Origin of the sequence: Allobosea sp. (assembly GCF_030695125.1) — a bacterium.
Taxonomy (GTDB): Bacteria; Pseudomonadota; Alphaproteobacteria; order Rhizobiales; family Beijerinckiaceae; genus Allobosea.
On sequence record NZ_JAUYTP010000031.1, the window covers coordinates 15,674 to 36,102 of the forward strand.

A 20,429-nucleotide genomic window follows, 5' to 3' on the forward strand; every position below is an offset into this window, starting at 1 on the left:
GCGGCGTACAGGCTGTAGGGTGAATTGGGCTCGTCACGAAGGGCCGTTCTGTTCGGCTCGCCAGTCCAATTCCGTCGTGGTTCAGCGCGCCGCGAGATCGCCGATCGCCTGTCGCAGGCCTATCACACCGGCCAAGATCTGCGCGGGCGTGAAGCCGCTGAAGCCGAGGACGAGACCGTCGCGCGCGACCGGCTCCAGGCCGAAGCGGCTGATCGGCGCGACCGTGATGCCTCGTTCCGCGGCGGCTCGTGTCAGCGCGATGGCGTCGAGCCCCTCGCGCAGATACGCGATGGTGTGCATGCCGGTATGGGTCGGAACGACGTCGAGATCTCCGGCCAGATGGGTCGCTGCCGCCTCCAGCAGGGCCTGATGCCGCTCCTGGTAAAGCTTGCGCATGCGCCGGACATGGGTGGCGAAATGGCCCTCGACGATGAAGTCGGCGACGATGCCCTGCAGCGCGGTCGGCACGCCCGGCGAGTAAGCGTCGAGGCAGATGCCGATCTGCCCGGCGAGTTGCGGCGGCGCGACCAGGAAGCCCAGGCGCAGCGACGGAAACAGCGTCTTCGAGAAGGTGCCGACATAGATCACCCGACCGGTCAGGTCGATGCTGGTCAGCGTCGCCATCGGCGCGCCCTGAAAGCAGAATTCGCCGTCCCAATCGTCCTCGATGATCCAGGCCGCGCTCGCCTGGGCCGCTTCGAGCAAAGCGAGGCGACGCTCGAGGCTCATCTTGGCGCCGAGCGGCTGCTGATGGGCCGGCGTGACGAAGGCGAGCTTGAAGTCCGGCGCGCGGCGCAGCCCTTCCTCGACGACGAGCCCGGACTCGTCGACCGGCACCGGCACGATGTCGGCCCCCGACAGGATCAGGCTGTTGCGGGCGCCGATCGCGCCGGGATTCTCGAACCAGACCTTGTCGCCCGGGTTGATCAGGGTCGCCGCGAGGAGCTGGAAGGCCTGCTGGGCGCCTGCGACGATGAAGATCTGCTGCCATTCGCAGGCGATGCCCCGGTTGAGGCGCAGATGGGCTGCGATCGCCTGCCGCAGCACCGCCTCGCCATGGGGGTCGGGATAGCCCAGCACCTGCTGGCGCGCCCTGCGCCAGTGCCGGCCTGACAGCTTGGCCCATTGCGCCATCGGGAAGGCATCGAAGGCGGGCATCGCTGTGGTGAAGGCGCGCGGCTGGTGCGGCAGGCGCGCGCCGAACAGCTTCGAGGCGGAGTCCATCGCCTGAGCCAGCCGCAGCTTCGCGGTCGGCACGGCCACCGCGGCGGCAGCCGGCGCCGGCCGCTCGCTCGCCAGCGCCTGGCTGACATAGGTGCCGGCGCCAACGCGCGTCTCGACCAGCCCCTCGGCCGCGAGACGGTCGAAGCTCTCGACGATCGTGGTGCGGGCAACACCGAACTCCTGCGCCAGCGTGCGCGTCGCCGGCAGGCGCTCGCCGACCTTGAGCGCGCCGCTCAGGATCAGCTCGCGCAGGCCCACGCAGATCTGCACGCTCAGCCCGTGCGGCCCGTCGCGATCCAGCACGATCGACTGCAGCAGGACGCCCTCCTCGCGCTTGACCATGACGTCTCCTCAGGGCGCGCCCTGAGGATTGGACTGCCGCTTTGATCAGAATGGACCTTGGGTTCAGACCAATTCAAGCCCCCTCTCCGAACATGCCGGAGGCCGCAATCGCGCGGCGTCGCGGCGTCAGCATTGGCAGTGGCTATGAAGATCACGCGGCTCGAAAGCTTCACCACGGTGGATGTCGGCTTCGTCCGCGTGACCTGCGAGGATGGCAGCCAGGGATGGGGGCAGCTCTCCCCCTACAATGCCGACATCACCGCCACCGTCTTCCACCGCCAGGTCGCGCGCTGGGCGATCGGCGAGGATGCGCTCGCCATCGACGAACTCGTCGCCACCATCGGCGAGCGCGAACACAAGTTCCCAGGTTCCTATCTCTGCCGTGCCCTGACCGGGCTCGACACGGCCTTGTGGGACTGGCGCGGGCGCCGGGAGCGCAAAAGCGTCTGCGAACTGCTCGGCGGCACGCCGCGGCCCTTCCCGGTCTACGCCTCCAGCATGAAGCGCGGCGAGATCACGCCGGAGGCGGAGGCGCAGCGTCTCGCCCGTCTGCGCGACGCCCATGGCTTCCGCGCCTTCAAGTTCCGGGTCGGGCGCGAATGCGGCCGCGACCGGGACGAGTGGCCGGGCCGCACAGACGCCATTGTCCCGCAGGTGCGCGCGGCGCTGGGGGCGGATGCGACCCTGCTGGTCGATGCCAACAGCGGCTATTCGCCGGCCAGGGCGATTGCGGTCGGCCGCATGCTGCAGGACCATGGCGTCGTGCATTTCGAGGAGCCTTGCCCCTACTGGGAACATGCCTGGACGCGCGAGGTCCGCGAGGCGCTCGATCTCGACGTCACCGGGGGCGAGCAGGACTGCGACCTCGCGGTTTGGCGGGCGATGATCGAGGGCCGGGTCGTCGACGTGGTCCAGCCCGACATCTGCTATATCGGCGGTGTCGGGCGCATGCTGACCGTGGCGCGCTGGGCGGCGGAGGCCGGACTGCCGGTGACGCCGCATTCGGCCAACCAGTCGATGGTGACGGTCTTTACGCTTCATGTCATGGGTGCGCTCGCCAATGCGGGGCCCTATGTCGAGTTCTCGATCGAGGGGCCCGACTATTATCCCTGGGAGCAGGGCCTGCTGCGAAACCCGCCCACGGCCAGGGACGGTATGGTCGCGATCCCCTCCGAGCCCGGCTGGGGCGTCGAGATCGAGCCCTCCTGGCTCGAGCGGGCCGACTACCAGGTGACCGAGGTCGCAACGTGAGCTTCGACCGGGCGGAACTGGTCGCGGAGGCGCGGCGGAGCGGCACGCTGGCGGGGCTGCCGTCCGAGCATTTCATCGACGGGCGCTTCGTGGCCTCGATCTCGGGCGCGAAGATGGAGAGCTTCGACCCCGGCCGCGGGGTGCCGTTTGCGACTTTCGCTGCCGGTTCTGCCGAGGATGTCGCGCGGGCGGTGGCGGCGGCGCGGGCAGCCTTGTCGGGGCCCTGGTCCCGCCTGACACCGGCGGCGCGGGGCGAGATCCTGATGCGGGCGAGCCATCTCCTGCGCGAGCGGGCCGCGCGCTTCGCCGTCGTCGAGATGCTCGATTCCGGCAAGCTGCTGGCCGAGTCCGAGGGCGATGTCGGAGGCGTCGTCCGCTGCCTCGCCTATTACGCTGGGGCCGCCGACAAGCTGCAGGGCGACAGCGTGCCGCTCGGGCCGGACTATCTCGGCGTGACGATCGAGGAGCCGGTCGGCGTCGTCGCGCAGATCGTGCCCTGGAACTATCCGCTCTCGACCGCGGCCCGCGGCATCGCGCCGGCGCTGGCCGCCGGCTGCACGCTCGTCGTCAAACCGGCCGAGCAGACGCCGTTCACCACGCTGATGCTGGCGGAGCTGCTGCACGAGGCGGGCCTGCCGAAGGGCGTTCTCAACGTCGTCGCCGGCACCGGCGCCGAGGCCGGCGCCGCGCTCGTCGCCCATTCCGGCATCGACCACATCACCTTCACCGGCTCGGTCGCGACCGGCCAGAGCGTCATGCGGGCGGCGGCCGAGCACGTCACGCGTTTGCAACTCGAACTCGGCGGCAAGTCACCGGTCGTGCTGATGGCCGATTGCGAGATCGAGGCGGCCGTCGAGGGCGTGATCGGCGCGATCTACGAGAATGCCGGCCAGATCTGCTCGGCCGGCTCCCGGCTGATCGTGGAGAAGCCGATCGCGCAGGAGGTGCTCGAGCGGCTCGTGGCGCGGGTCGAGGCCATGGCGCTCGGGCACGGCCTGAGCGAGGCGCAGATCGGGCCGATCAACTCGCCTCAGCAGCTGGCGCGCATCGACGCCCATGTCGCGCGGGCGCGCGCCGCCGGCAACCGTATCCTGACCGGCGGCGGCATCGTTCCGGACGCCGAGTGCGGCGGGGGCTGGTTCTACCGGCCGACCATCATCCTCGCTGATGGCCTCGACGATCCGCTGGTCCAGGAGGAGATCTTCGGGCCGGTGCTGACCGTGCAGATCGTCCAGGGGCTCGACGAGGCGATCGCGGCCGCGAATGCGACGCCCTACGCCCTCGTCGCCGGCATCTATACGCGCGACCACGGCTCAGCCTGGCGCTTCGCCCGGGCGGTCGATGCGGGCCAGGTCTACATCAACGAGTTCTTCGCCGGCGGCGTCGCCATGCCCTTCGGCGGCAACCGGAAATCCGGTTTCGGCCGGGCCAAGGGCATGGCGGGCTTGCGCAGCTACTGCAAGCTCAAGAGTGTGGTGGCGCGGCTCTGATGCGGCCGGGGAGAAACGACCGTATGTCGAGCGATCTGTTCAGCGCCGATTTCAAGGCGGCGCCCTATTGGTGGGATGGCGTGCCGCGCCCCGATTTGCCGGCCTCGGACCCGCCACAGCAGGTCGATGTCGTCATCGTCGGCTCGGGCTACACCGGTCTCCAGGCGGCGCTCCAGATCGCGCGCGGCGGCCGCAGCACGGTGGTGCTCGACGCGGAAGCCGCCGGCTTCGGCTGCAGCACGCGCAATGGCGGCCAGATATCGACCAGCATCAAGCCCGGCCTTGCGGAACTGACGCGCCGACACGGCGAGGCCAAGGCCGTCGCGATCCTGCAGGAGGGCCGGCGCTCGCTGACATGGCTCGGCGAATTCGTTCGCGACGAGGGCATCGACTGCGACTTCGGCGTGGTCGGGCGGTTTCACGCCGCCCATTCGCCGGGGCAATACGAGGAACTGGCGCGTACCGTCGCGAACCAGCCGAAGGGTCTCGAGGTCGCCTGCCACATCGTGCCGCGGGCCGAGCAGCACAGCGAGATCGGCTCGGACCTGTATCATGGCGGCGCGATCTTCGCCGAGCACGCCTCGATCGACCCGGCGCGCTACCATCAGGGGCTGCTGGAGCGCGTCCTGGCCGCCGGGGCGCAGCTGGTGCCGTTCTGCCCGGCAACCGCCATTGCGCCCACGGGTCAGGGCTTTCGGGTCGAGACTCCGCGCGGGACCATCGCCGCGCGCGACGTCGTCATCGCCACCAACGGCTATACCGGCCCGCTCACCGGCTGGATGCGCCGCCGCGTCATCCCGATCGGAAGCTATGTGATCGCGACCGAGGCGCTCGACCCGGCGCTCGTGGACAAGCTCATTCCCCGCAACCGCATCGTCAGCGATACCCGCAAGGTCGTCTATTACTACCGCGCCTCGCCGGACCGGCGCCGCATCCTGTTCGGCGGGCGTGTCTCGCTGAGCGAGACCGATCCGCGCCGCAGCGGGCCGAAACTCCATGCCGACCTCGCCGGGATCTTTCCCGAACTGGCGAAGACGCGCATCAGCCATTCCTGGTGCGGCTTCGTCGCCTACACCTTCGATGAGCTGGCGCATATCGGCCGCCATGACGGCATGCACTACGCGATGGGCTATTGCGGCTCGGGCGTCGGCATGGCGAGCTATCTCGGCATGCGGCTGGGCCAGCAGGTGCTCGGCCTGGCGGAGGGCGCGACCGCCTTCGACGATCTGCCGTTCCAGACGCGGCCGTTCTACAGCGGCAACCCCTGGTTCCTGGCGCCATCCGTGCTGTTCTACCGCTGGCGCGACCGGCTGGCACGATGAGCGAGCCGGATTGGCCTTCCCGAATTCTCAGAATGGACCTTATGGGCAGACCAATTCCAACAAACTCTCCAGCGTGACAGAGGTGGGACGGGGCGCCGCGGCGACCTTCCGACTGCCGATGCAACTGTGTCGTTCAGATCAGGAGACATGACATGCCCCAGCCGATCCTGCCGTCGCGATCGACCCTCGTCCTTCTCCTCAGCCTGGCCGGCGCGATGCCCGCCTTCGCCCAGGAGCTCACCGTCGTTTCCTTCGGCGGTTCCTACCAGGAGGCGCAGAGCAAGGCGCTGTTCGTCCCTGCCGCCAAGAAGCTCGGCATCAAGCTCAAGGAAGAGACCTATAGCGGCATCGCCGATCTGCGCCTCAAGGTGAAGGCCGGCGCCGTGACCTGGGACATCGTCGCCAGCGGCTCGGGCAGCGCGGCGCGCGCCGGCTCCGAGGGCATCCTCGAGAAACTGGACTACAAGATCATCGACACCTCGAACTTCATTCCCGGCACGGCGCAGGAGCATTGCGTCGGCGGCGACGTGTTCTCGACGGTGCTGGCCTGGAACACCAAGACCTATGGCCAGAACGGGCCGCAGAGCTGGGCCGATTTCTGGGACGTGAAGAAGTTTCCCGGCAAGCGCTCCTACCGCAAGGGCGTCGCCGGTTCGCTCGAGCCGGCCCTGATGGCCGACGGCGTGCCGCCGGAGAAGGTCTACGAGGTGCTGTCGCAGCCCGGCGGCATCGACCGCGCGATCAAGAAGATCCGCGAGCTGAAGCCGCATGTCGCAGTGTGGTGGGCGTCCGGCGCCCAGCACGCCCAGCTCATGAAAGACGGCGAGGTCGACATGATCACCGGCTGGAACGGGCGTTTCGACGTCGCCGCCAAGGACGGGGCGAAAGTCGCCTACACCTTCAACCAGGGCCTGCTCGACTATGACTGCTACGGCATCGCCAAGGGCGCGCCGAACAAGGATCTGGCGATGAAGTTCCTCGCCGAGATCAGCAAGCCGGAATACCAGGCCGAGTTCACCAAATACATCACCTACGGCCCGACCAACAAAAAGGCCTACGATCTCGGCCTGATCGAGGCGGCCTATGCCAAGACCCTGCCGTCCCATCCCGACAATGCCGCCAAGCAGCTGCCGATCGACCTCGCCTGGTACACGAAGTTCGAGGCGCAGGCTTCGGCCGCCTACCAGAACATGCTGACCGAATGAGGCAGGCGGCCGATCACGGGAAGCCGATGGCGATGTCCGCCGCGGCTTCTCCCGCTCCCGCGATGGGCAATGCGCTGCCCATCGCCGTCCGGCGCCTGAGCAAGGCCTATGGCGCCGTGACCGTGCTCGACGAGGTCGATCTCGACGTCCGGCCCGGCGAGTTCCTGACCCTTTTGGGGCCGTCGGGTTCGGGCAAGACGACCCTGCTGATGGCGATCGCCGGCTTCCTGCGCCCCGACAAGGGCAGCATCCGCTTCGGCGAGCGCGAGGTCGTCCGGCTGGCGCCGCACAAGCGCGAGATCGGCATGGTCTTCCAGAACTATGCGCTGTTCCCGCATATGAGCGTGGCCCGCAATATCGGCTTCCCGCTGCGGCTGCGGCGTGTGCCAGCGGCCGAGATCGCCCGGCGCGTCGAGGCCGCGCTGGAGATGTTCCAGCTCGGCGGCTATGGCGAGCGCAGCGTCACCCAGCTTTCGGGCGGCCAGCGCCAGCGCGTCGCGCTGGCCCGCGCCATCGTCTTCGAGCCGCGCATCATCCTGATGGACGAGCCGCTGTCGGCGCTCGACAAGCAGTTGCGCGAGCGCATGCAGATCGAGCTGAGGCAGCTCCATGACCGGCTCGGCACCACCACCGTCTATGTCACGCATGACCAGCGCGAAGCGCTGACCATGTCGGACCGCATCGCCGTGCTCGACCGCGGCAAGATCGCCCGGATCGATGCGCCGCGCGCCATTTACGACCACCCCGGAAGCCGCTTCGTGGCGGAGTTCATCGGCGAATCCTCGTTCCTCGATGTCGATGTCGCGGACGGGATCTGCCGGGTGGCGGGCACCGTCATCCGGGCGCTGCAGGTTCCGGTGGCGCAGGGACGCTGTGTGATGCTGCTGCGCCCGGAGCGGCTGCGCATTCTGGACGGCAGCGAGAGCGAGGCGATGAACCGCTTCGAGGGGCATGTGCAGAGTGCGATCTATCAGGGCGACACGCTGCTCCTGCAGATCGTCCTGAACGATGGCAGCCCGGTGACCCTGCGCATGCCCACGCGCGGCGACGACGCGCCCCCGCCGGCCGGCGGCTCGCCCATCACGGTCGGCATCGCGGTCGGCGACACGGTCCTGCTCACAGATGAAGCGAAGGCACAGGCGTGATGGCGCCCTCGCTCGACCTTGCCCGGGACGCGGGGGCCGACTTCCACGCCGCCGCGCTGCGCCGCGACCATTGGCGCGAAAGGCTGGGGCTGGCCGCGCTGGCGGCGCCGGCGCTGCTGCTCGTCGGCATCATGGTGCTGCTGCCGGTGGGCTGGCTGTTCTGGCTGTCCTTCCAGGACGATGCGGGCGCACTGAGCCTCGAGCACTACCGGCGCATGCTGGCCGAGCCCTCCTATGGCCGGACCTTCCGCACCACCTTCGAGATCAGCCTCGCGACCACCGTCATCTGCATCCTGCTCGGCTATCCGCTCGCCTATTTCCTGTCGCAGCTGCCGCGGCGTGCGGCCAATCTCTGCATGATCGCGGTCCTGCTGCCGTTCTGGACGTCCCTGCTCGTGCGCACCTATGCCTGGCTGGTGCTGCTGCAGCGCAGAGGCCTGATCAACACCTGGGGCATCGAGCTCGGCCTCTGGAATGAGCCGCTGCAGCTCGTCCACAATGTCGGCGGCACATTGGTCGGCATGGTGCACATCATGCTGCCCTTCCTCGTCCTGCCGCTCTACAGCACGATGCGGGCCATCGACCGCGACCTGCTGCGCGCCGCGTCCAGCCTCGGCTCGACGCCGGCCCACGGCTTCTGGAGCGTGTTCTTTCCGCTGTCGCTGCCGGGGCTCGCCGCCGGCTCGGCGCTCGTCTTCGTGCTGTCGCTGGGTTTCTACGTGACGCCGGCCATGCTCGGCGGCGGCAAGGTGACGATGGTCTCGAACCGCATCGCCAACGACATCGAGCTGTTCTTCAACTGGGGTGCGGCCAGCGCGCTCGGCGTCGTGCTGCTGGTGATCACACTCGTCGTCCTCATGCTGGCGGCGCGGCTCTCGCGCGGCGCCGGCCTGTTCGGCGGAGGGCATTGAGCATGGGCTGGCTCGACCGTGCCGCCAGCGACACGCAGATCACGCATCGCTCGCGGCTCTGGCTCTACGCCGTCGGCGTTCTGGTCCTGGCGTTCCTCGCCCTGCCGACGCTGATCGTGATCCCGATGTCGTTCTCCCACTCGCAATATCTCGAGTTCCCGCCACGGCAATGGTCGCTGCGCTGGTACGAGGCCTATTTCTCCTCGGGAAGCTGGATGGCGGCGACCGCGACCTCGCTCAAGGCGGGAATCTGCACGGCCCTGCTGGCGACGCCGGTCGGCACGCTCGCCGCCTATGGCCTGCACGTCTCGCGGCTGCGTTTCGCCGGCGTCGCGATCCTGGCGTTGCTGACGCCGACCATCGTCCCGGTGATCCTGGTCGGAATCGCGCTCTTCTACGCCTTCGTGCAGTTGAAGATGGTCAACTCCTTCCTCGGCATCGTGCTGGCCCATACGATCCTGGCCGTGCCGATCGTGATGATGATCGTCGGATCGGCCTTGAAGAGCTTCGACCTCGACCAGGAGCGCGTCGCGCGCAGCCTCGGCGCGACGCGGACGCAGGCCTTCGTTCAGGTGACGATGCCGCAGATCCGCTTCGCCATCGTCACCTCGGCGCTGCTCTCCTTCCTGACCTCCTTCGACGAGGTGGTGGTCTCGCTGTTCGTCTCGGGCGGGGACAACTCGACGCTGACGCGCGCCATGTTCATGGCCCTTCGCGACCAGATCGACCCGACCATCGCGGCGATCTCGACGATCATGATCGTGATCACGTCGCTGCTGCTGGCGGCATCGCAGTGGCTGGGAAAGGGCGACGATCCCGCGCGGGGCTGATGGGCGCAAGCTAGAGCGATCCCGAAGCGCCCCGCTCGAGGCTCGGCCCTGTCGCTTCGCGCGAAGGGACCGGGTGCTGTGCAGGCCATGGCGGTGCCTCGGACGGATCGTGGCCGGCCGAGCCGATGACGGCGGTCAACCGGCGTGGCCGACAGGCCCGTTCCGCGCCCCAACGGGGTTCATGATTCCAGATTGACCGGCCAAGCATTCCGGTCGGGCCGCGACAGCGGCGCTCGAACCCGGATCCAACACTGTGATTTCGCAGGGGAAAAATGGCGCGGGCGACGGGGCTCGAACCCGCGACCTCCGGCGTGACAGGCCGGCACTCTAACCAACTGAGCTACGCCCGCGCAGGGCAGCCGAGGCGCGGTGGCCGTCAGCGAGGTGTGGATTATGGCGGCAGGCGGGAAGTGTCAAGCGCATGCCTCCGGCAAAATGACGATCTTGCGAATTGGCTGTGGGATCGGCCTGAGCGAGCACGATCGGAGAGGTCGGGAAAGTCGCCGACAGGCTCGAAACCCGCCCCACCCGCTCCAGACCATGCGCTGCCGCAGCGACTCAGTGCTTGATGGCGGCGGCGCCAGGGCTTACATCGACGACGCCGGGCGGTTAGCTCAGCCGGTAGAGCATCTCGTTTACACCGAGAGGGTCACAGGTTCGAGCCCTGTACCGCCCACCATATCTAATTCCATGCCGCATAATCGAAATCTCCATTCTGCTAGATTTGACGGGCAGCGGATGTTCTTCCCGCGCCCATGATATGCCCACGATTGCGCGGTCCGAACGCAGCATTGAGACCATCGCGGCGACTGACATCGAGATGGCCGTAGACCCTGTCTGCAACCTTAGCTGACATGCCTGCGACCTTCGCCGCCGTATGCAGATCCATTCCTGATGTCAGCACCCACGTCATGAACGAATGCCGCAGCACATGCGGCGTCACCCCTTCCAGTCCCGCAAGCTTGCAGGCGCGCGAGAATCCCTTCTTGACCGATGCGACAGGCTCACCATGGAAAGTGATGACCCATCCGCTATTCGTCTTCGGCTGCCAGCGGCGCAGATGAGCTAGGAGCCGATCCGGCAGGCCGATTGGCGGTTGCCGTTTGTTTGTGACGGCCCTGCCCTCGGCTAAACGGAAATATGTGCCTTGCGAAAGGTCGATGTACGAACGATCTGCGCCAGCCGTGAAACTCGCCGAAAGGATCGCTGAAGATCGAGTGCCGCTGTAGAGGCCGATGAGGATGAACCGGCATAGATGGCGCAGCGGTCGCAGGATCTGATTTTTGGGACCGTGCTGTTTGTAGCGCCAGCATGTCCATAAGAGCCGAGCGGCCTCGGCTCGCGTCAAAAACCGCTGACGTGGCTGCGGCGCAGCCGGATATGTGATTGCTGGCGCGTAGGCGAGAACGCCTTCCTTTACCGCGTGCGAGAGACAGGCGCGGAGGTGTTCCAGATCCCGGCGCACGCTCGATCGTTTTGGCCTTTTGGGCTTTCTTCCAGGCAGCGTATCGGGGGCAATCTTGCCTTCAACCCGCAAATCTACATAGCGACGACACCAGTCCGCGTTGATTGCGTCGCAGCGCGCGCCTTTCGCGTGTTGCAACAGTAGCAGCGTCAACCCGGCAACCGTATCGCCGCGCGCGAGATCTTTGGCCCTCGTCTCAACATAGAGGTTGAGAACATCGGCGATCAGGATTTGAGAGGGATCACTACGGCTGGCCTGCTTGAGGCGCGTCCGCGCGAGGTATTGCGCAAGCTCTCCTTCAGCCTGCTCACGCTCGCTTTCGCCGCAACCAGTGCTGTGTTCTCTCCCACGATCAAGGATGACCCACACGCCTTCCCTGCCCCACCGCTCCCGGAAATAGAGACGCGGTCCCTTTGCACGGCGCGGCATTTTTGAATCATCCCTTTCACGGCAGCGAGTGAGGTGTACTCACGCTTTCCAATCATCCAGGTATCGAGATGGCCCTTGTCACGTTCAGCACGCAAGGTGCGGACCGTCATTGTCCCATCTGGGAATGCTTTTGACGCCGCCACCTCTAAGGTGATCGGAGCGTCCGCATCAATGTCGACAGAGCCGAACATTCCGAGACTTACTTTTTGCGAGAGAGGACAAGCCCCGACCAATCGGAGAAGGAACTACAATTGGTCGGGGCAATCGACTGCGGGAGACCACCAACCCCACAGTCCCCGCGCCGCTCATGCAAACGGCGCGGATTACTAAAATCAGACAGGCAGGCCGAGCTTGACGTTGACCGTGCCCGATGGATTGGCGGCGACGGATACCGCTACGCCGAGCTTGGTGTTGCCGCTGGCGGTTTTCGTGACGAGCTTGTTCGTGCTGTCCCAATAAACGGCGTCACCGATGGCGATGGCGAGAGCCGAAACCTTGGGCAGCTTGAAAACGCCTTCCGTCACAAGATCCAGGTCGCTCCCGGATGCGGCTGTGCCGGCTGCAATGCCTAGGATCGAGCCGATGATTACGACATCGCCAGAGAGCACATTCGCGGGCGCCGGAAGGGTCAAATTCTTCCCCGCTTGGACATAGTTTTTCATGGCTTACAGCCCTTTCGAGGTTGAGAAACGGATGGTTGTCGGATGGGCGCCGGAAAGCCGCCGTTCGGCTTCCGCGATGGCGCGGGCCATTTCCGAGTCCGTGCCGTAGCGGATGCGTTCACCGTTTTGGTCCGTCACCTCCCGGACCCCGGAGAGGCGAGCGCGCAAGAGCTTGTCACGCCAGGTTGCAAGTTGATCGACGCTGACACCCATGGGAATCAGAGCCCCGGATTGCGGACAGCGCCGCGCCAATCGACCGCGCCAGCCCCGAAATCGAGCACGACGCGATACTCTGTCGAGAGCACGTCCCAACCTTCCCGCGATGCCATCTGCGGGCCGGGCGCGGACGACAGGTAGCTGTATTCGAGCACCGGAGCCGTGGCCGGATCAGCGAAGAGATACCAACTATCATCCGTGATACGCGGCTCGATCAACGGAATGAGTTTGCCTGCGAACGGATTCACGTCGCTCACTGTATTGGCCGTGATCTGTGCGACGATCTGCTCTGCAGCCGTTTCCAACTCGGGACCGACCAGAAGGTATTTCGGGACGACCTGAATAACGGTTTTGCCGTCGAGCCCCTTCACGGTTCGCAGCGCCTTTCGAGCATCCGATAGCTCGATGAAGGTCAGTCCAGCGCCAGGAGACAGCAGGTTCCCATGATCGGCGTGGAAGAGCCGCTTGCTGTCTTCGCCCATCACGGGACCGGCGCCACTCGACTGCGAAAGGAGGCTCCAAAGAACCTCAGCTTCTGTTGCCGCTGCAGCCTGCCCTGCAACGCGCGCCCAGTCGCCGAAGGCGTTCAGATCGTCATTGATCAACGCCTTGCGCGTGATCGAGAACATGCCGGCATAGGTGTCGAGCACGTACGACTCTGAGGTCTCAGAGCGTGAGACCGCTTTGATTTCGCCGGACTCCGTCACTTTCGACAGCGCAGAAAGCTCGCCAAGCTTCAGCGCTGTCCCTGCCCGGAAATCGGGTCGCGAGCCCTGCCTGCCGATCTGCTTCAGCGGCGACGCAGCAGCAGTGTAAGCCGCCATGAGCGTGCGATTGCCGACACCCTGCAGCAACTGAGGGAAATCGCTGGTCGTATGAGCCGCGCGGAAAAGCGCATCAGGATTCATGCCGCGCGTCGAGATGCCCCGGACGTGAAGGCATTCGGTTGCCAGGTCGCGGAGACTAGCGCCGCTGAACTGCCTTCCAGCCTCACTGGGAGCCGTCCCGGTAAGCCGGGCGTCGAGAGCATCGCCCATGGCGCGGATACGAGCTTCCGGCGCTTCCTGAACCACCGTCGCGCGGATCTGCCGCGTGCCAGCCGAACGCTGTACCATGGCCTCGCGAGCTGCGGTGCGCACCTCCTCAATCGTCGCGTTGCCCGAAATCTGGCCTTCGGCGAAGGATGGCGGCAAGTCGGCAAGTTCGCCGATCGAGCGAATACGCGCCTGATCCGCATCGGGCATGATGGGCGTGCGATCGAGAATTTCGTTCTCATTATCCATGGGTAGTCCCCGAATTCTGGCGCCAGGATCGGCCCCGATAGGCACGACGGACAGCTCGAAAATTGACCATCGGACGGCCGTGCGGATGCGCCCTCCGGTCTCAGGGGTTCTGGACTCGGCCCATTGGTGGACGCGAAAGCCGATCGACACGTCGCGAAGGAAGCCGTTGCGAATTCGATCAACGATGGGCGCAGCATCGTCAGACTGTGCCAGGCGCAACACGCCGATAAGCCTGCCGGCTTCAGATCTGACCGATTGAATGATGCCGATGACGTTGCGCGCTGACGTGGCGTTGTGAGCGTCAAGAATCGGAGTCCCGATCAAACCGCGCATATCGAGGCCAGCAGGGTCCAGACGCTCGATATGATCGCGGCGCTGCACGTCTGCATAGGTCGTTAGCACCGCCTCGACGGTGAAATCGGACTCCGACCATGAGGCCGGCGCCACGTCGCCACCACGGCGATAGTGAAGCTGCAAATCGTCAGACCGGAAATGAACCGTCATGAGGCTTCATCCTCTGTCGCCGGCTTGTCTTCCGTCTTGGCGGGCTGCGGAGCACCGAACGTCAGGCCAAGCGTGCTTTCCCGCTCGCGATCGGCGGCGATCTCCGAGTCCAGCTCATCGATATTCCAACCGCGTTCGGCCACCTTCTGGCGCCGGGATGCGAGGCCAGCAGTGATTTCGGCGATATCCGCCTCAACATCTTTCGCAGGATCGACCTGCAGAGGTTTCGGCGTGATCCAATCGCAGCGGCGGTCTGCGGTCTCGTCAACCGTTCCAGCCAACATCTCGCCAGTCAGAAAGCGGCGCCAGACAGGCGCCAGCAGTTGCGGCACAAGACAGTGATATTGGAACGCCTCGATCCGGCGCCGGAACGGCAGGAGGCCAGCCCGCAAGCTGGAATAATTGGCGCCGGTCAAATCCCCATCGACCATAAAGGCTGGAAGCCCCATGCCGGCAGCAAGCGCACGGATTTGCGCCTTCAGGAGCGGAGCGACTGCCTGCGATTGCTGCGGGGAACTGAAGGTGACGGTCTTTCCACCGCCAACGCGAATGAGCGTGCCCGGCTCAAGCGACGGCTGAGCTTCACCCTTGAACGGATCTTCACCGCCGAAATCGTTTTGATCGGTAATGACGCCGCAGAACATCGCAGCGACGCTGGCGCCCATAAGGAGCGCATCCGTCAGCTTGTCGAGTTCGCCAGCGGACAAGATGATTGAGGCAGTCCAGGGCACGCCGCGCACCTGCCCCGGCATCAGCGGCCGGAAGATATGCAAGACATCATCGGCAGAGACGCGCACCGGGGGCGCCCAGGATGCAAAGGTGTCAGTCAGCCGTGAGGGAGATATCCAATAGGCGACACGCTTGCCGGCAGCGTCGAACTCAACGCCCTGCACGATCTGAGCGCCGTTACCGAGTTCGCGCGTTACGGAGCGATCGACTTGCTCGACATCGAGCACGCGGAGGGTGGAACCCGACTCATCGTATTGCAGCAGGACGAAGGACTCGCCGCGCACCACAACGTCTGTGACGATAAGCGCCTGCAGTCCGTAGAAATCAGTGCGCCCATCAGCGTCGGCGGCTTCCGACCATTCGTCGAAACGTTTGACCAGATCGGGATTTGCAGAAGACGGGCGAATTCCGCTCCCGATCGCCTCTCCGACGATGTTGCCGACCGCATTCCCGATCAGAGGGTTATTCGCGACTAGATAGGCCGATCGGCTGGCGAGCGTCTGCCCTGCCCCGCCAATCTCGGAATTGACGCGCCCGAATGTGCCGGCGCCGAACATGCGCCTGCCCATGCTCGCGCCGTCGAAACGGCGAGTCTGGGAAGGCGCTATCCAACGGGCCAGGGTGCTGCGGGCGCGGTCGAGCATTATTCGCCACTCCGCGTGCAAGCCAAGAGTCCGCGAATCTCGCGAGCCGCTGGCGCCGTGAACCGGCCCATCTCGACACTTGCGAGATATCCCGCAGCCGCAACCTCAACTCTTGCGTGCGTGTCTCGCTCCCAATCTGCGAAAATGCGAGGCGACAACTCCCCGTACTCACGCACCAAAGCGACATGAAAACTGAAATCCTCCCCCGCCTCGACGCGCCTGATCGCTTCGTGAGAGTTTTTCTGAAGCCAGCGGGCATAAGCCTCGCAAAGCCAACGATCGACCCCGCACTCATTTGCGAGATAGATCATGCGAAGGGCGCAAATCGAGGCCTCATCGTACAGGAAAACCCGACCTCGCTGATCGTCGTGTGGGAGATAAAAACGCACCGAGTAATTGCGGAGCGCCTTGTCGAGAGACGGTTGTTTCTCGTCAGGCAGGCCGTCTAACAGCGCGAACATCTTGGTGGCGTCAGAGAGTGAGAACATGAGTAACTCCCAGGGTTCGACTCCATATCTCAGATTTGAGTTGTGGAGTCCAGAGATATTTGCGATGATGATTGCGCCCATTGGTCGTGGGTATGTCTCCTTCCCGACAAGCAGCGGGGACAGGCGCAACTTACGCTTTGCCCCCGCTGCATCCGGAACCAACCGATGTGCCGAAAGCCGATATATCTTTTAGCCGTTCACGCTGAGGCCGTGCTCATTCGGGCCGGACTCGATCAGTCAGCAGCTCGCGCGCATATCGAGGAGCTACCGCAACGCTTTGTGGGCCACTGGTGGAGAGTTCGCCGGTCTGATCTGGCGAAAGCTATTCATAGCATTAGAAATCAACACAAAGTTGAAAATCCAACTTTTGGTGGATTAGATTGTGATTTGCTATAATCAATACAGGACTTCATGATGCGATCACCCGAAAAGGAGAGCGTCATGCAGTTAGTTATTCCTGATTTTCTTATTTCCGCCGATGCCTGGAATGCAGGATTGACGGGTGATTGGGCTAAAGACAATGCGATCGGCCGCCAGCGTGCTGATGCCTTGCAAGCCAACATCCGAATGACCGGCAATTATCCCCTTCTCAGCCACGCCATTACCTTGCTACGAGAGCGGCCACGCGATGGAATTGAGATTGGTTTTTTGCAGCGGCTTAGTGAAATGATCGCACCTACCCATCTAATCATAGGATAGAATCAAATGGGAATTGACCCCTTAGAGAAAGCCCGAATTAACGGACTATCAGCTGGCGTTAGGATAATTGATGACCTGGTCCACAATGGTGATTTGGACGAATGTATTAATCGTATCCGATTAGCCGCGACAAACGATTCAAAATTCAATTGGCACCTCATTGAGGCAATAGCTTCATTGGCCGCAACAGGTTTTCAATCAGATCAAAAGCCTACCGATTGAGCCAGTTACTGCGGATCACGGCAGGTGTGGGGTTCAAAGCCTGCCCTGCCGATGCCACCTCTTCCGCCCGCCTGTCGAGATTGACGCTGATCAGGCCGCGCACGGCGATCGCATAGATTGTCGCGTCGAGACATTCCGCCCGCAGTCCGGGCTTCCGCTCCCATAGCCTTGTCGGCACGCCGCGCGTGTATCGGACGACCACGCGCTCCGATGCCACTTCCTCGAAATAGCGCGGCTCCAAATCCTGCGAAAACCGAATCCCCTGACCCCGGCTTAGCTTAGCTATCAGGCGTGATTTCTCCCCATCCACGCCGACGATGAATAGACGGCTTCCCTTGGTCACGCTTGCCGCAATGGCAGGGCGAGTCCCGGAAACACCCTTGATGGCCACGATTTTGCGAGCAAAGCGCGGCTGACAGAACGAGATCACACGGTCCATGTGTTCGCCATCGCCCGCGTCCACTGCAGCCGCGTCAACCCGAAGCGTCCCGCCGTTGGGATGGGACCAGGTCGATCGCAGCAACTCGTCTAGCTCGGCCCATGTGGTGTCCTCTGCCGGGCTGCCCCAGATGACGGCATTGGCAAGAATGAAAAGCTGATCTCGGCCGTGACCGACAAAGACAATCTCGAGTCGATCGCGCTGCACGTCCACACCGCCCGTAACGATTAGCGCGTCCGCAGGAATGGCATTCAAGCCGAACGGCTCCGCTCGCGCGGCAAGTTCGTTTTCATCAACCTCTTCGGCCGCCTCGCGCCAGCCTTCGGCCATCAGCGTGTTCGTCCAAGTCTGCAATTGATCGACGTTGCGCTTCGCAGACAGGAATTCGACGGCCACTTTCCCCCATGCCGCGTTCGCGAGATGCGAGACCAGGACATTGCACCGAAAGCCCGCATGCCCCTTCACTTCAGGGCGGGTTGCGCGCCAGCGGCCTGCAGCGACCATTTCGGCCTTCTGCCTCTCTTCGACAATGCAGCCGGCAGCCTCACAGACGAAATACGCGCGTTCTGGCTGGCCTTCCGGCCATTGAATATTTCGCCATAGGATCTGCTGGAAATGACCGCAGCTTGGGCAGCGCAGCTCGAAAATTCGCTGATCGGACTCCCGGTAGCCGCGAAGAACGTGACTCGTCTCCTCATAGATGGGTGTGCTGCCCATGATGATTTTGCGATTGCCGAAGGACAGTGTCCGCCGCTCAGCGAGCGTGATAGGTGAGCCCTCGGGGCCTGACTCCATAGCGTCCGCTTCATCAATCAGCAGAATGCGGACGTTGTGACGGCGCAGATTGCGCGGCGATTTCGCCGCCACGATTTTCAGGCTACCGGCCGGGAAGCGACGGGAAAGGAGCGTTGAGCGGCCCGACTCGTCAGCCTCTGCAGAAAGCAGACCGCGCAATATCGGGCTGGCATCAAAAATCGGCTCGATATCGCTGACGACGAAATCACGCGCATCCGACTCCGTTGGCAGCAAGGCCAGGATGGGCGCCGGCTCGTTCGCCACATAGCTGGCGATTGTCGCCGTGATCAGCGTCGAAAGGCCAAGTCGTACCGGCTTCACGAGAGTCACGCGCTCGATCGCAGGATCTGAGATCGCGTCAGCAATTCCTCGTTGCACCGGAGTCAGTCGGATCGGCCCAGGGGATGCCGCGACTGACTCCGGTAGGCGGATATTTTCTTCGATCCATTCCGACAACCGCAATCGCGGCGGCGGAATGAGCGAGCGCAATGCGGCAGCGCGAGCCTTGAAAATCGCGCTCATGGCTTTGGTGTATAACCCATCATCGACAGACGCTCACGACGAGGCCCCATTGCTCTGACAAGTTTACCCTTCGACAGGGTATACCACACGCCAGGAAGCACTAAGACATCATTCACAATATCTCCGGTCTTAGCTGCAACAACATGCTCCAAAACTGGAACATCGTCGTCCCTAAGGCTCCATTCACTCAACATTAAACCGCCACCCAAAGCACATTGGGCCTTAGCATTGGGGCCTAAACCAACGGCAATACCAAATCTTCCAGCGCTCGCGTAGGCGTCTTCTTGCGGCATTTCGAGGCTGACGCTTCTACGGGCGATCGCATCGCCGCACAGTCCGCGAGCATCTGCCCATCCGCCGTTCGTTGTGACAGCGCAACCAAAATTCCCCCAAGCGTGTGCACCTCCCGCAAACGCAACGGCATTTCTATTGCTCCCGATTGTAAAGGCTTCACCGCCACTGCCGCGAGCCGCAACGTGTTTATCGTCCGAAATCACACTGCTTTGCGGAGCGCGGGTTGTGCACGTTTCATCGTTAGGCGTTGCATCATCACAAAGTATCTTCGCCAAGTCAGATAGTACCCCTTTGCGAGCCATCAGCGGGATCATGAACATGACCGCGCCGACCGCATCACCCGAATAAACAACCCACCCACGGGGCGCGCGATGTGCGCCACCATTCGCAGATGGCATGCATTCGCTTTCCAGAACTGCGATGATTTGCCAGGTCGCGTTTTTGTATCTCGCTAAACGAGTCCAGTCTCCAACCCCATTTAGGAACCCATGAATACCATAATATGCACCGCCAAAATCAGCGACGACATAGCCGCTAGAGGGGTATAGAAATGAATCTAGATCCTCCACCATAAGACGTTCTTGAATGGCCTTTCCCGACGCCAAGCCATTTTCACTGCTCGTGCGAAGCAAGTAACCAACTCCTTTGCCTGCCGGCTCGCTCAACCAAGGCTCTTTGTCAGCGAAATTCTTATGTTGAATCTTTCCACCTATCAGGGTGAAAAGATCAAATATCGAACTCATGTTATTTCCGAGCGTCATTGCCAATCTCCGTAAGAGCATCGCGGATCTCGCGATCGATAATTTCCAAATCGTGGGCGGATAGATTCAACCGGGCGGAGACTCGCGAAGGGACGGCAAGCATTCCAGCCCGGACGGTTCGCAGAATTTCGGCCCATGAGTTTTGGACCGTCACAACGGACACAAGCTCGCCGCGCTTTTCCTGATTTCGCAATTCGAGGTGATCGGCCTGCTCTTTTGCCAGGCGCAATTTCTCGGCTTTAAATTCAGGATCGGCGCCGCCGCGTATTTTCGCGGACGTTATAAGATATTGGATATAGCCGCGCGTGGCGTCCGTTGTGCTGTATCGGCCGCAAGCCGATTTGCGGATTACACTCTCGCTAAGCAGCCTTCGCACCTGCCGGGTGCTCACCCCCCAGAAGGTGGCAAGATCGCCCTCCCCGGCCAAATCTGGCCGATCAGCGTGGGGGCTGGCGTCCTTCGGCCCATCAGAGCCGAGCAAATCGTCAAAGTCGCTCATATCGGAAACTCGAATCTGAAAATACTGCAGCGAGCGAAATGCTGCGGCTCTGTGGCCC

Annotated in this window: 18 protein-coding genes and 2 tRNA genes; 9 read left to right on the forward strand and 11 right to left on the reverse strand. The window is 63.7% G+C overall.

The genetic code is table 11. The annotated features are described in order from the left end of the window. Window positions 1–81: 81 nt before the first annotated feature. Window positions 82–1,566 (reverse strand): MocR-like pyridoxine biosynthesis transcription factor PdxR, encoded by a 1,485-nt coding sequence (pdxR, locus tag Q8S38_RS11995; RefSeq protein WP_305680662.1) that lies wholly within the window; start codon window positions 1,564–1,566, stop codon window positions 82–84. A 144-nt stretch (window positions 1,567–1,710) separates the two neighbouring features. Between pdxR and Q8S38_RS12000 the strand changes: the two genes are divergently transcribed. The 7 genes from Q8S38_RS12000 (at window position 1,711) to Q8S38_RS12030 (ending at window position 9,720) form a co-directional block, all read left to right on the forward strand. Further along, window positions 1,711–2,817 carry a mandelate racemase/muconate lactonizing enzyme family protein gene (locus tag Q8S38_RS12000; RefSeq protein ID WP_305680663.1) on the forward strand — a complete coding sequence of 369 codons (1,107 nt, stop codon included), beginning with the start codon at window positions 1,711–1,713 and terminating at the stop codon, window positions 2,815–2,817. Next, window positions 2,814–4,307: an aldehyde dehydrogenase family protein gene (locus tag Q8S38_RS12005; protein WP_305680664.1), complete on the forward strand. Its 1,494-nt coding sequence runs from the start codon at window positions 2,814–2,816 to the stop codon at window positions 4,305–4,307. Before Q8S38_RS12000 ends, Q8S38_RS12005 begins: the two co-directional genes overlap by 4 nt. Before the next feature lie 23 nt (window positions 4,308–4,330). Next, entirely contained in the window at window positions 4,331–5,629 is a 1,299-nt protein-coding gene (locus Q8S38_RS12010; protein WP_305680665.1) for an NAD(P)/FAD-dependent oxidoreductase, read from the forward strand. A 152-nt stretch (window positions 5,630–5,781) separates the two neighbouring features. Further along, window positions 5,782–6,834, forward strand: coding sequence for an ABC transporter substrate-binding protein (locus Q8S38_RS12015; RefSeq protein ID WP_305680666.1), 1,053 nt, complete (start codon window positions 5,782–5,784; stop codon window positions 6,832–6,834). A 26-nt stretch (window positions 6,835–6,860) separates the two neighbouring features. Continuing rightward, a complete protein-coding gene (locus Q8S38_RS12020) occupies window positions 6,861–7,979 on the forward strand; it encodes an ABC transporter ATP-binding protein (protein ID WP_305680667.1) in 1,119 nt (372 codons plus the stop codon). After that, window positions 7,979–8,890 carry an ABC transporter permease gene (locus Q8S38_RS12025; RefSeq protein WP_305680950.1) on the forward strand — a complete coding sequence of 304 codons (912 nt, stop codon included), beginning with the start codon at window positions 7,979–7,981 and terminating at the stop codon, window positions 8,888–8,890. Before Q8S38_RS12020 ends, Q8S38_RS12025 begins: the two co-directional genes overlap by 1 nt. 2 nt (window positions 8,891–8,892) lie before the next feature. Continuing rightward, window positions 8,893–9,720: an ABC transporter permease gene (locus tag Q8S38_RS12030; RefSeq protein ID WP_305680668.1), complete on the forward strand. Its 828-nt coding sequence runs from the start codon at window positions 8,893–8,895 to the stop codon at window positions 9,718–9,720. Window positions 9,721–9,993: 273 nt separating this feature from the next. Here Q8S38_RS12030 and Q8S38_RS12035 read toward each other — a convergent pair. After that, window positions 9,994–10,070 (reverse strand) — tRNA-Asp (locus tag Q8S38_RS12035). Between the two features lie 253 nt (window positions 10,071–10,323). Here Q8S38_RS12035 and Q8S38_RS12040 point away from each other — a divergent pair. Then, a tRNA-Val gene (locus Q8S38_RS12040) sits at window positions 10,324–10,399 on the forward strand. 39 nt (window positions 10,400–10,438) lie between these two features. Here the strand turns inward: Q8S38_RS12040 and Q8S38_RS12045 are convergent. The 6 genes from Q8S38_RS12045 to Q8S38_RS12070 all read right to left on the reverse strand — a co-directional run bounded on the left by Q8S38_RS12045 (window position 10,439) and on the right by Q8S38_RS12070 (window position 16,140). Next, entirely contained in the window at window positions 10,439–11,614 is a 1,176-nt protein-coding gene (locus Q8S38_RS12045; protein ID WP_305680669.1) for a tyrosine-type recombinase/integrase, read from the reverse strand. A gap of 332 nt (window positions 11,615–11,946) precedes the next feature. After that, window positions 11,947–12,276: a DUF2190 family protein gene (locus Q8S38_RS12050; protein WP_305680670.1), complete on the reverse strand. Its 330-nt coding sequence runs from the start codon at window positions 12,274–12,276 to the stop codon at window positions 11,947–11,949. A 3-nt stretch (window positions 12,277–12,279) separates the two neighbouring features. Next, window positions 12,280–12,489: a phage head-tail joining protein gene (locus Q8S38_RS12055; protein WP_305680671.1), complete on the reverse strand. Its 210-nt coding sequence runs from the start codon at window positions 12,487–12,489 to the stop codon at window positions 12,280–12,282. 5 nt (window positions 12,490–12,494) lie between these two features. Then, the gene (locus Q8S38_RS12060) at window positions 12,495–14,279 is read right to left on the reverse strand and encodes a prohead protease/major capsid protein fusion protein (RefSeq protein WP_305680672.1); all 1,785 of its coding nucleotides are present in this window, start codon (window positions 14,277–14,279) and stop codon (window positions 12,495–12,497) included. Next, the gene (locus tag Q8S38_RS12065) at window positions 14,276–15,652 is read right to left on the reverse strand and encodes a phage portal protein (protein ID WP_305680673.1); all 1,377 of its coding nucleotides are present in this window, start codon (window positions 15,650–15,652) and stop codon (window positions 14,276–14,278) included. Before Q8S38_RS12065 ends, Q8S38_RS12060 begins: the two co-directional genes overlap by 4 nt. Further along, complete coding sequence (locus Q8S38_RS12070) at window positions 15,652–16,140, reverse strand: hypothetical protein (RefSeq protein WP_305680674.1); 489 nt, start codon at window positions 16,138–16,140, stop codon at window positions 15,652–15,654. The genes Q8S38_RS12065 and Q8S38_RS12070 overlap by 1 nt, the downstream gene beginning before the upstream one ends. Window positions 16,141–16,581: 441 nt before the next feature. On the opposite strand from Q8S38_RS12070, the gene Q8S38_RS12075 reads away from it, so the two are divergent. Continuing rightward, window positions 16,582–16,839, forward strand: a complete 258-nt coding sequence (locus tag Q8S38_RS12075; protein ID WP_305680675.1) for a hypothetical protein — start codon at window positions 16,582–16,584, stop codon at window positions 16,837–16,839. Between the two features lie 211 nt (window positions 16,840–17,050). Here the strand turns inward: Q8S38_RS12075 and Q8S38_RS12080 are convergent, their stop codons facing one another. From Q8S38_RS12080 to Q8S38_RS12090, 3 genes are read right to left on the reverse strand one after another with little or no spacing between them, the layout of a single operon-like run. Then, the gene (locus tag Q8S38_RS12080) at window positions 17,051–18,817 is read right to left on the reverse strand and encodes a phage terminase large subunit family protein (protein ID WP_305680676.1); all 1,767 of its coding nucleotides are present in this window, start codon (window positions 18,815–18,817) and stop codon (window positions 17,051–17,053) included. Next, window positions 18,814–19,872 (reverse strand): hypothetical protein, encoded by a 1,059-nt coding sequence (locus Q8S38_RS12085; protein WP_305680677.1) that lies wholly within the window; start codon window positions 19,870–19,872, stop codon window positions 18,814–18,816. Before Q8S38_RS12085 ends, Q8S38_RS12080 begins: the two co-directional genes overlap by 4 nt. Continuing rightward, the gene (locus Q8S38_RS12090; protein ID WP_305680678.1) at window positions 19,856–20,371 is read right to left on the reverse strand and encodes a hypothetical protein; all 516 of its coding nucleotides are present in this window, start codon (window positions 20,369–20,371) and stop codon (window positions 19,856–19,858) included. The genes Q8S38_RS12085 and Q8S38_RS12090 overlap by 17 nt, the downstream gene beginning before the upstream one ends. Between the last annotated feature and the right edge of the window lie 58 nt (window positions 20,372–20,429).

What these genes read in the sequence shown, in the direction of transcription:
- Q8S38_RS12015 (WP_305680666.1), top strand. Translation starts at nt 5,782, where the DNA reads ATGCCCCAGCCGATCCTGCCGTCGCGATCGACCCTCGTCCTTCTCCTC.
- Q8S38_RS12065 (WP_305680673.1), bottom strand. Translation starts at nt 15,652, where the DNA reads ATGCTCGACCGCGCCCGCAGCACCCTGGCCCGTTGGATAGCGCCTTCC.
- Q8S38_RS12075 (WP_305680675.1), top strand. Translation starts at nt 16,582, where the DNA reads ATGCAGTTAGTTATTCCTGATTTTCTTATTTCCGCCGATGCCTGGAAT.
- Q8S38_RS12070 (WP_305680674.1), bottom strand. Translation starts at nt 16,140, where the DNA reads ATGTTCTCACTCTCTGACGCCACCAAGATGTTCGCGCTGTTAGACGGC.
- Q8S38_RS12020 (WP_305680667.1), top strand. Translation starts at nt 6,861, where the DNA reads ATGGCGATGTCCGCCGCGGCTTCTCCCGCTCCCGCGATGGGCAATGCG.
- Q8S38_RS12055 (WP_305680671.1), bottom strand. Translation starts at nt 12,489, where the DNA reads ATGGGTGTCAGCGTCGATCAACTTGCAACCTGGCGTGACAAGCTCTTG.
- Q8S38_RS12045 (WP_305680669.1), bottom strand. Translation starts at nt 11,614, where the DNA reads ATGCCGCGCCGTGCAAAGGGACCGCGTCTCTATTTCCGGGAGCGGTGG.
- Q8S38_RS12060 (WP_305680672.1), bottom strand. Translation starts at nt 14,279, where the DNA reads ATGACGGTTCATTTCCGGTCTGACGATTTGCAGCTTCACTATCGCCGT.
- pdxR (WP_305680662.1), bottom strand. Translation starts at nt 1,566, where the DNA reads ATGGTCAAGCGCGAGGAGGGCGTCCTGCTGCAGTCGATCGTGCTGGAT.
- Q8S38_RS12050 (WP_305680670.1), bottom strand. Translation starts at nt 12,276, where the DNA reads ATGAAAAACTATGTCCAAGCGGGGAAGAATTTGACCCTTCCGGCGCCC.
- Q8S38_RS12030 (WP_305680668.1), top strand. Translation starts at nt 8,893, where the DNA reads ATGGGCTGGCTCGACCGTGCCGCCAGCGACACGCAGATCACGCATCGC.
- Q8S38_RS12025 (WP_305680950.1), top strand. Translation starts at nt 7,979, where the DNA reads ATGGCGCCCTCGCTCGACCTTGCCCGGGACGCGGGGGCCGACTTCCAC.
- Q8S38_RS12080 (WP_305680676.1), bottom strand. Translation starts at nt 18,817, where the DNA reads ATGAGCGCGATTTTCAAGGCTCGCGCTGCCGCATTGCGCTCGCTCATT.
- Q8S38_RS12085 (WP_305680677.1), bottom strand. Translation starts at nt 19,872, where the DNA reads ATGACGCTCGGAAATAACATGAGTTCGATATTTGATCTTTTCACCCTG.
- Q8S38_RS12090 (WP_305680678.1), bottom strand. Translation starts at nt 20,371, where the DNA reads ATGAGCGACTTTGACGATTTGCTCGGCTCTGATGGGCCGAAGGACGCC.
- Q8S38_RS12000 (WP_305680663.1), top strand. Translation starts at nt 1,711, where the DNA reads ATGAAGATCACGCGGCTCGAAAGCTTCACCACGGTGGATGTCGGCTTC.
- Q8S38_RS12010 (WP_305680665.1), top strand. Translation starts at nt 4,331, where the DNA reads ATGTCGAGCGATCTGTTCAGCGCCGATTTCAAGGCGGCGCCCTATTGG.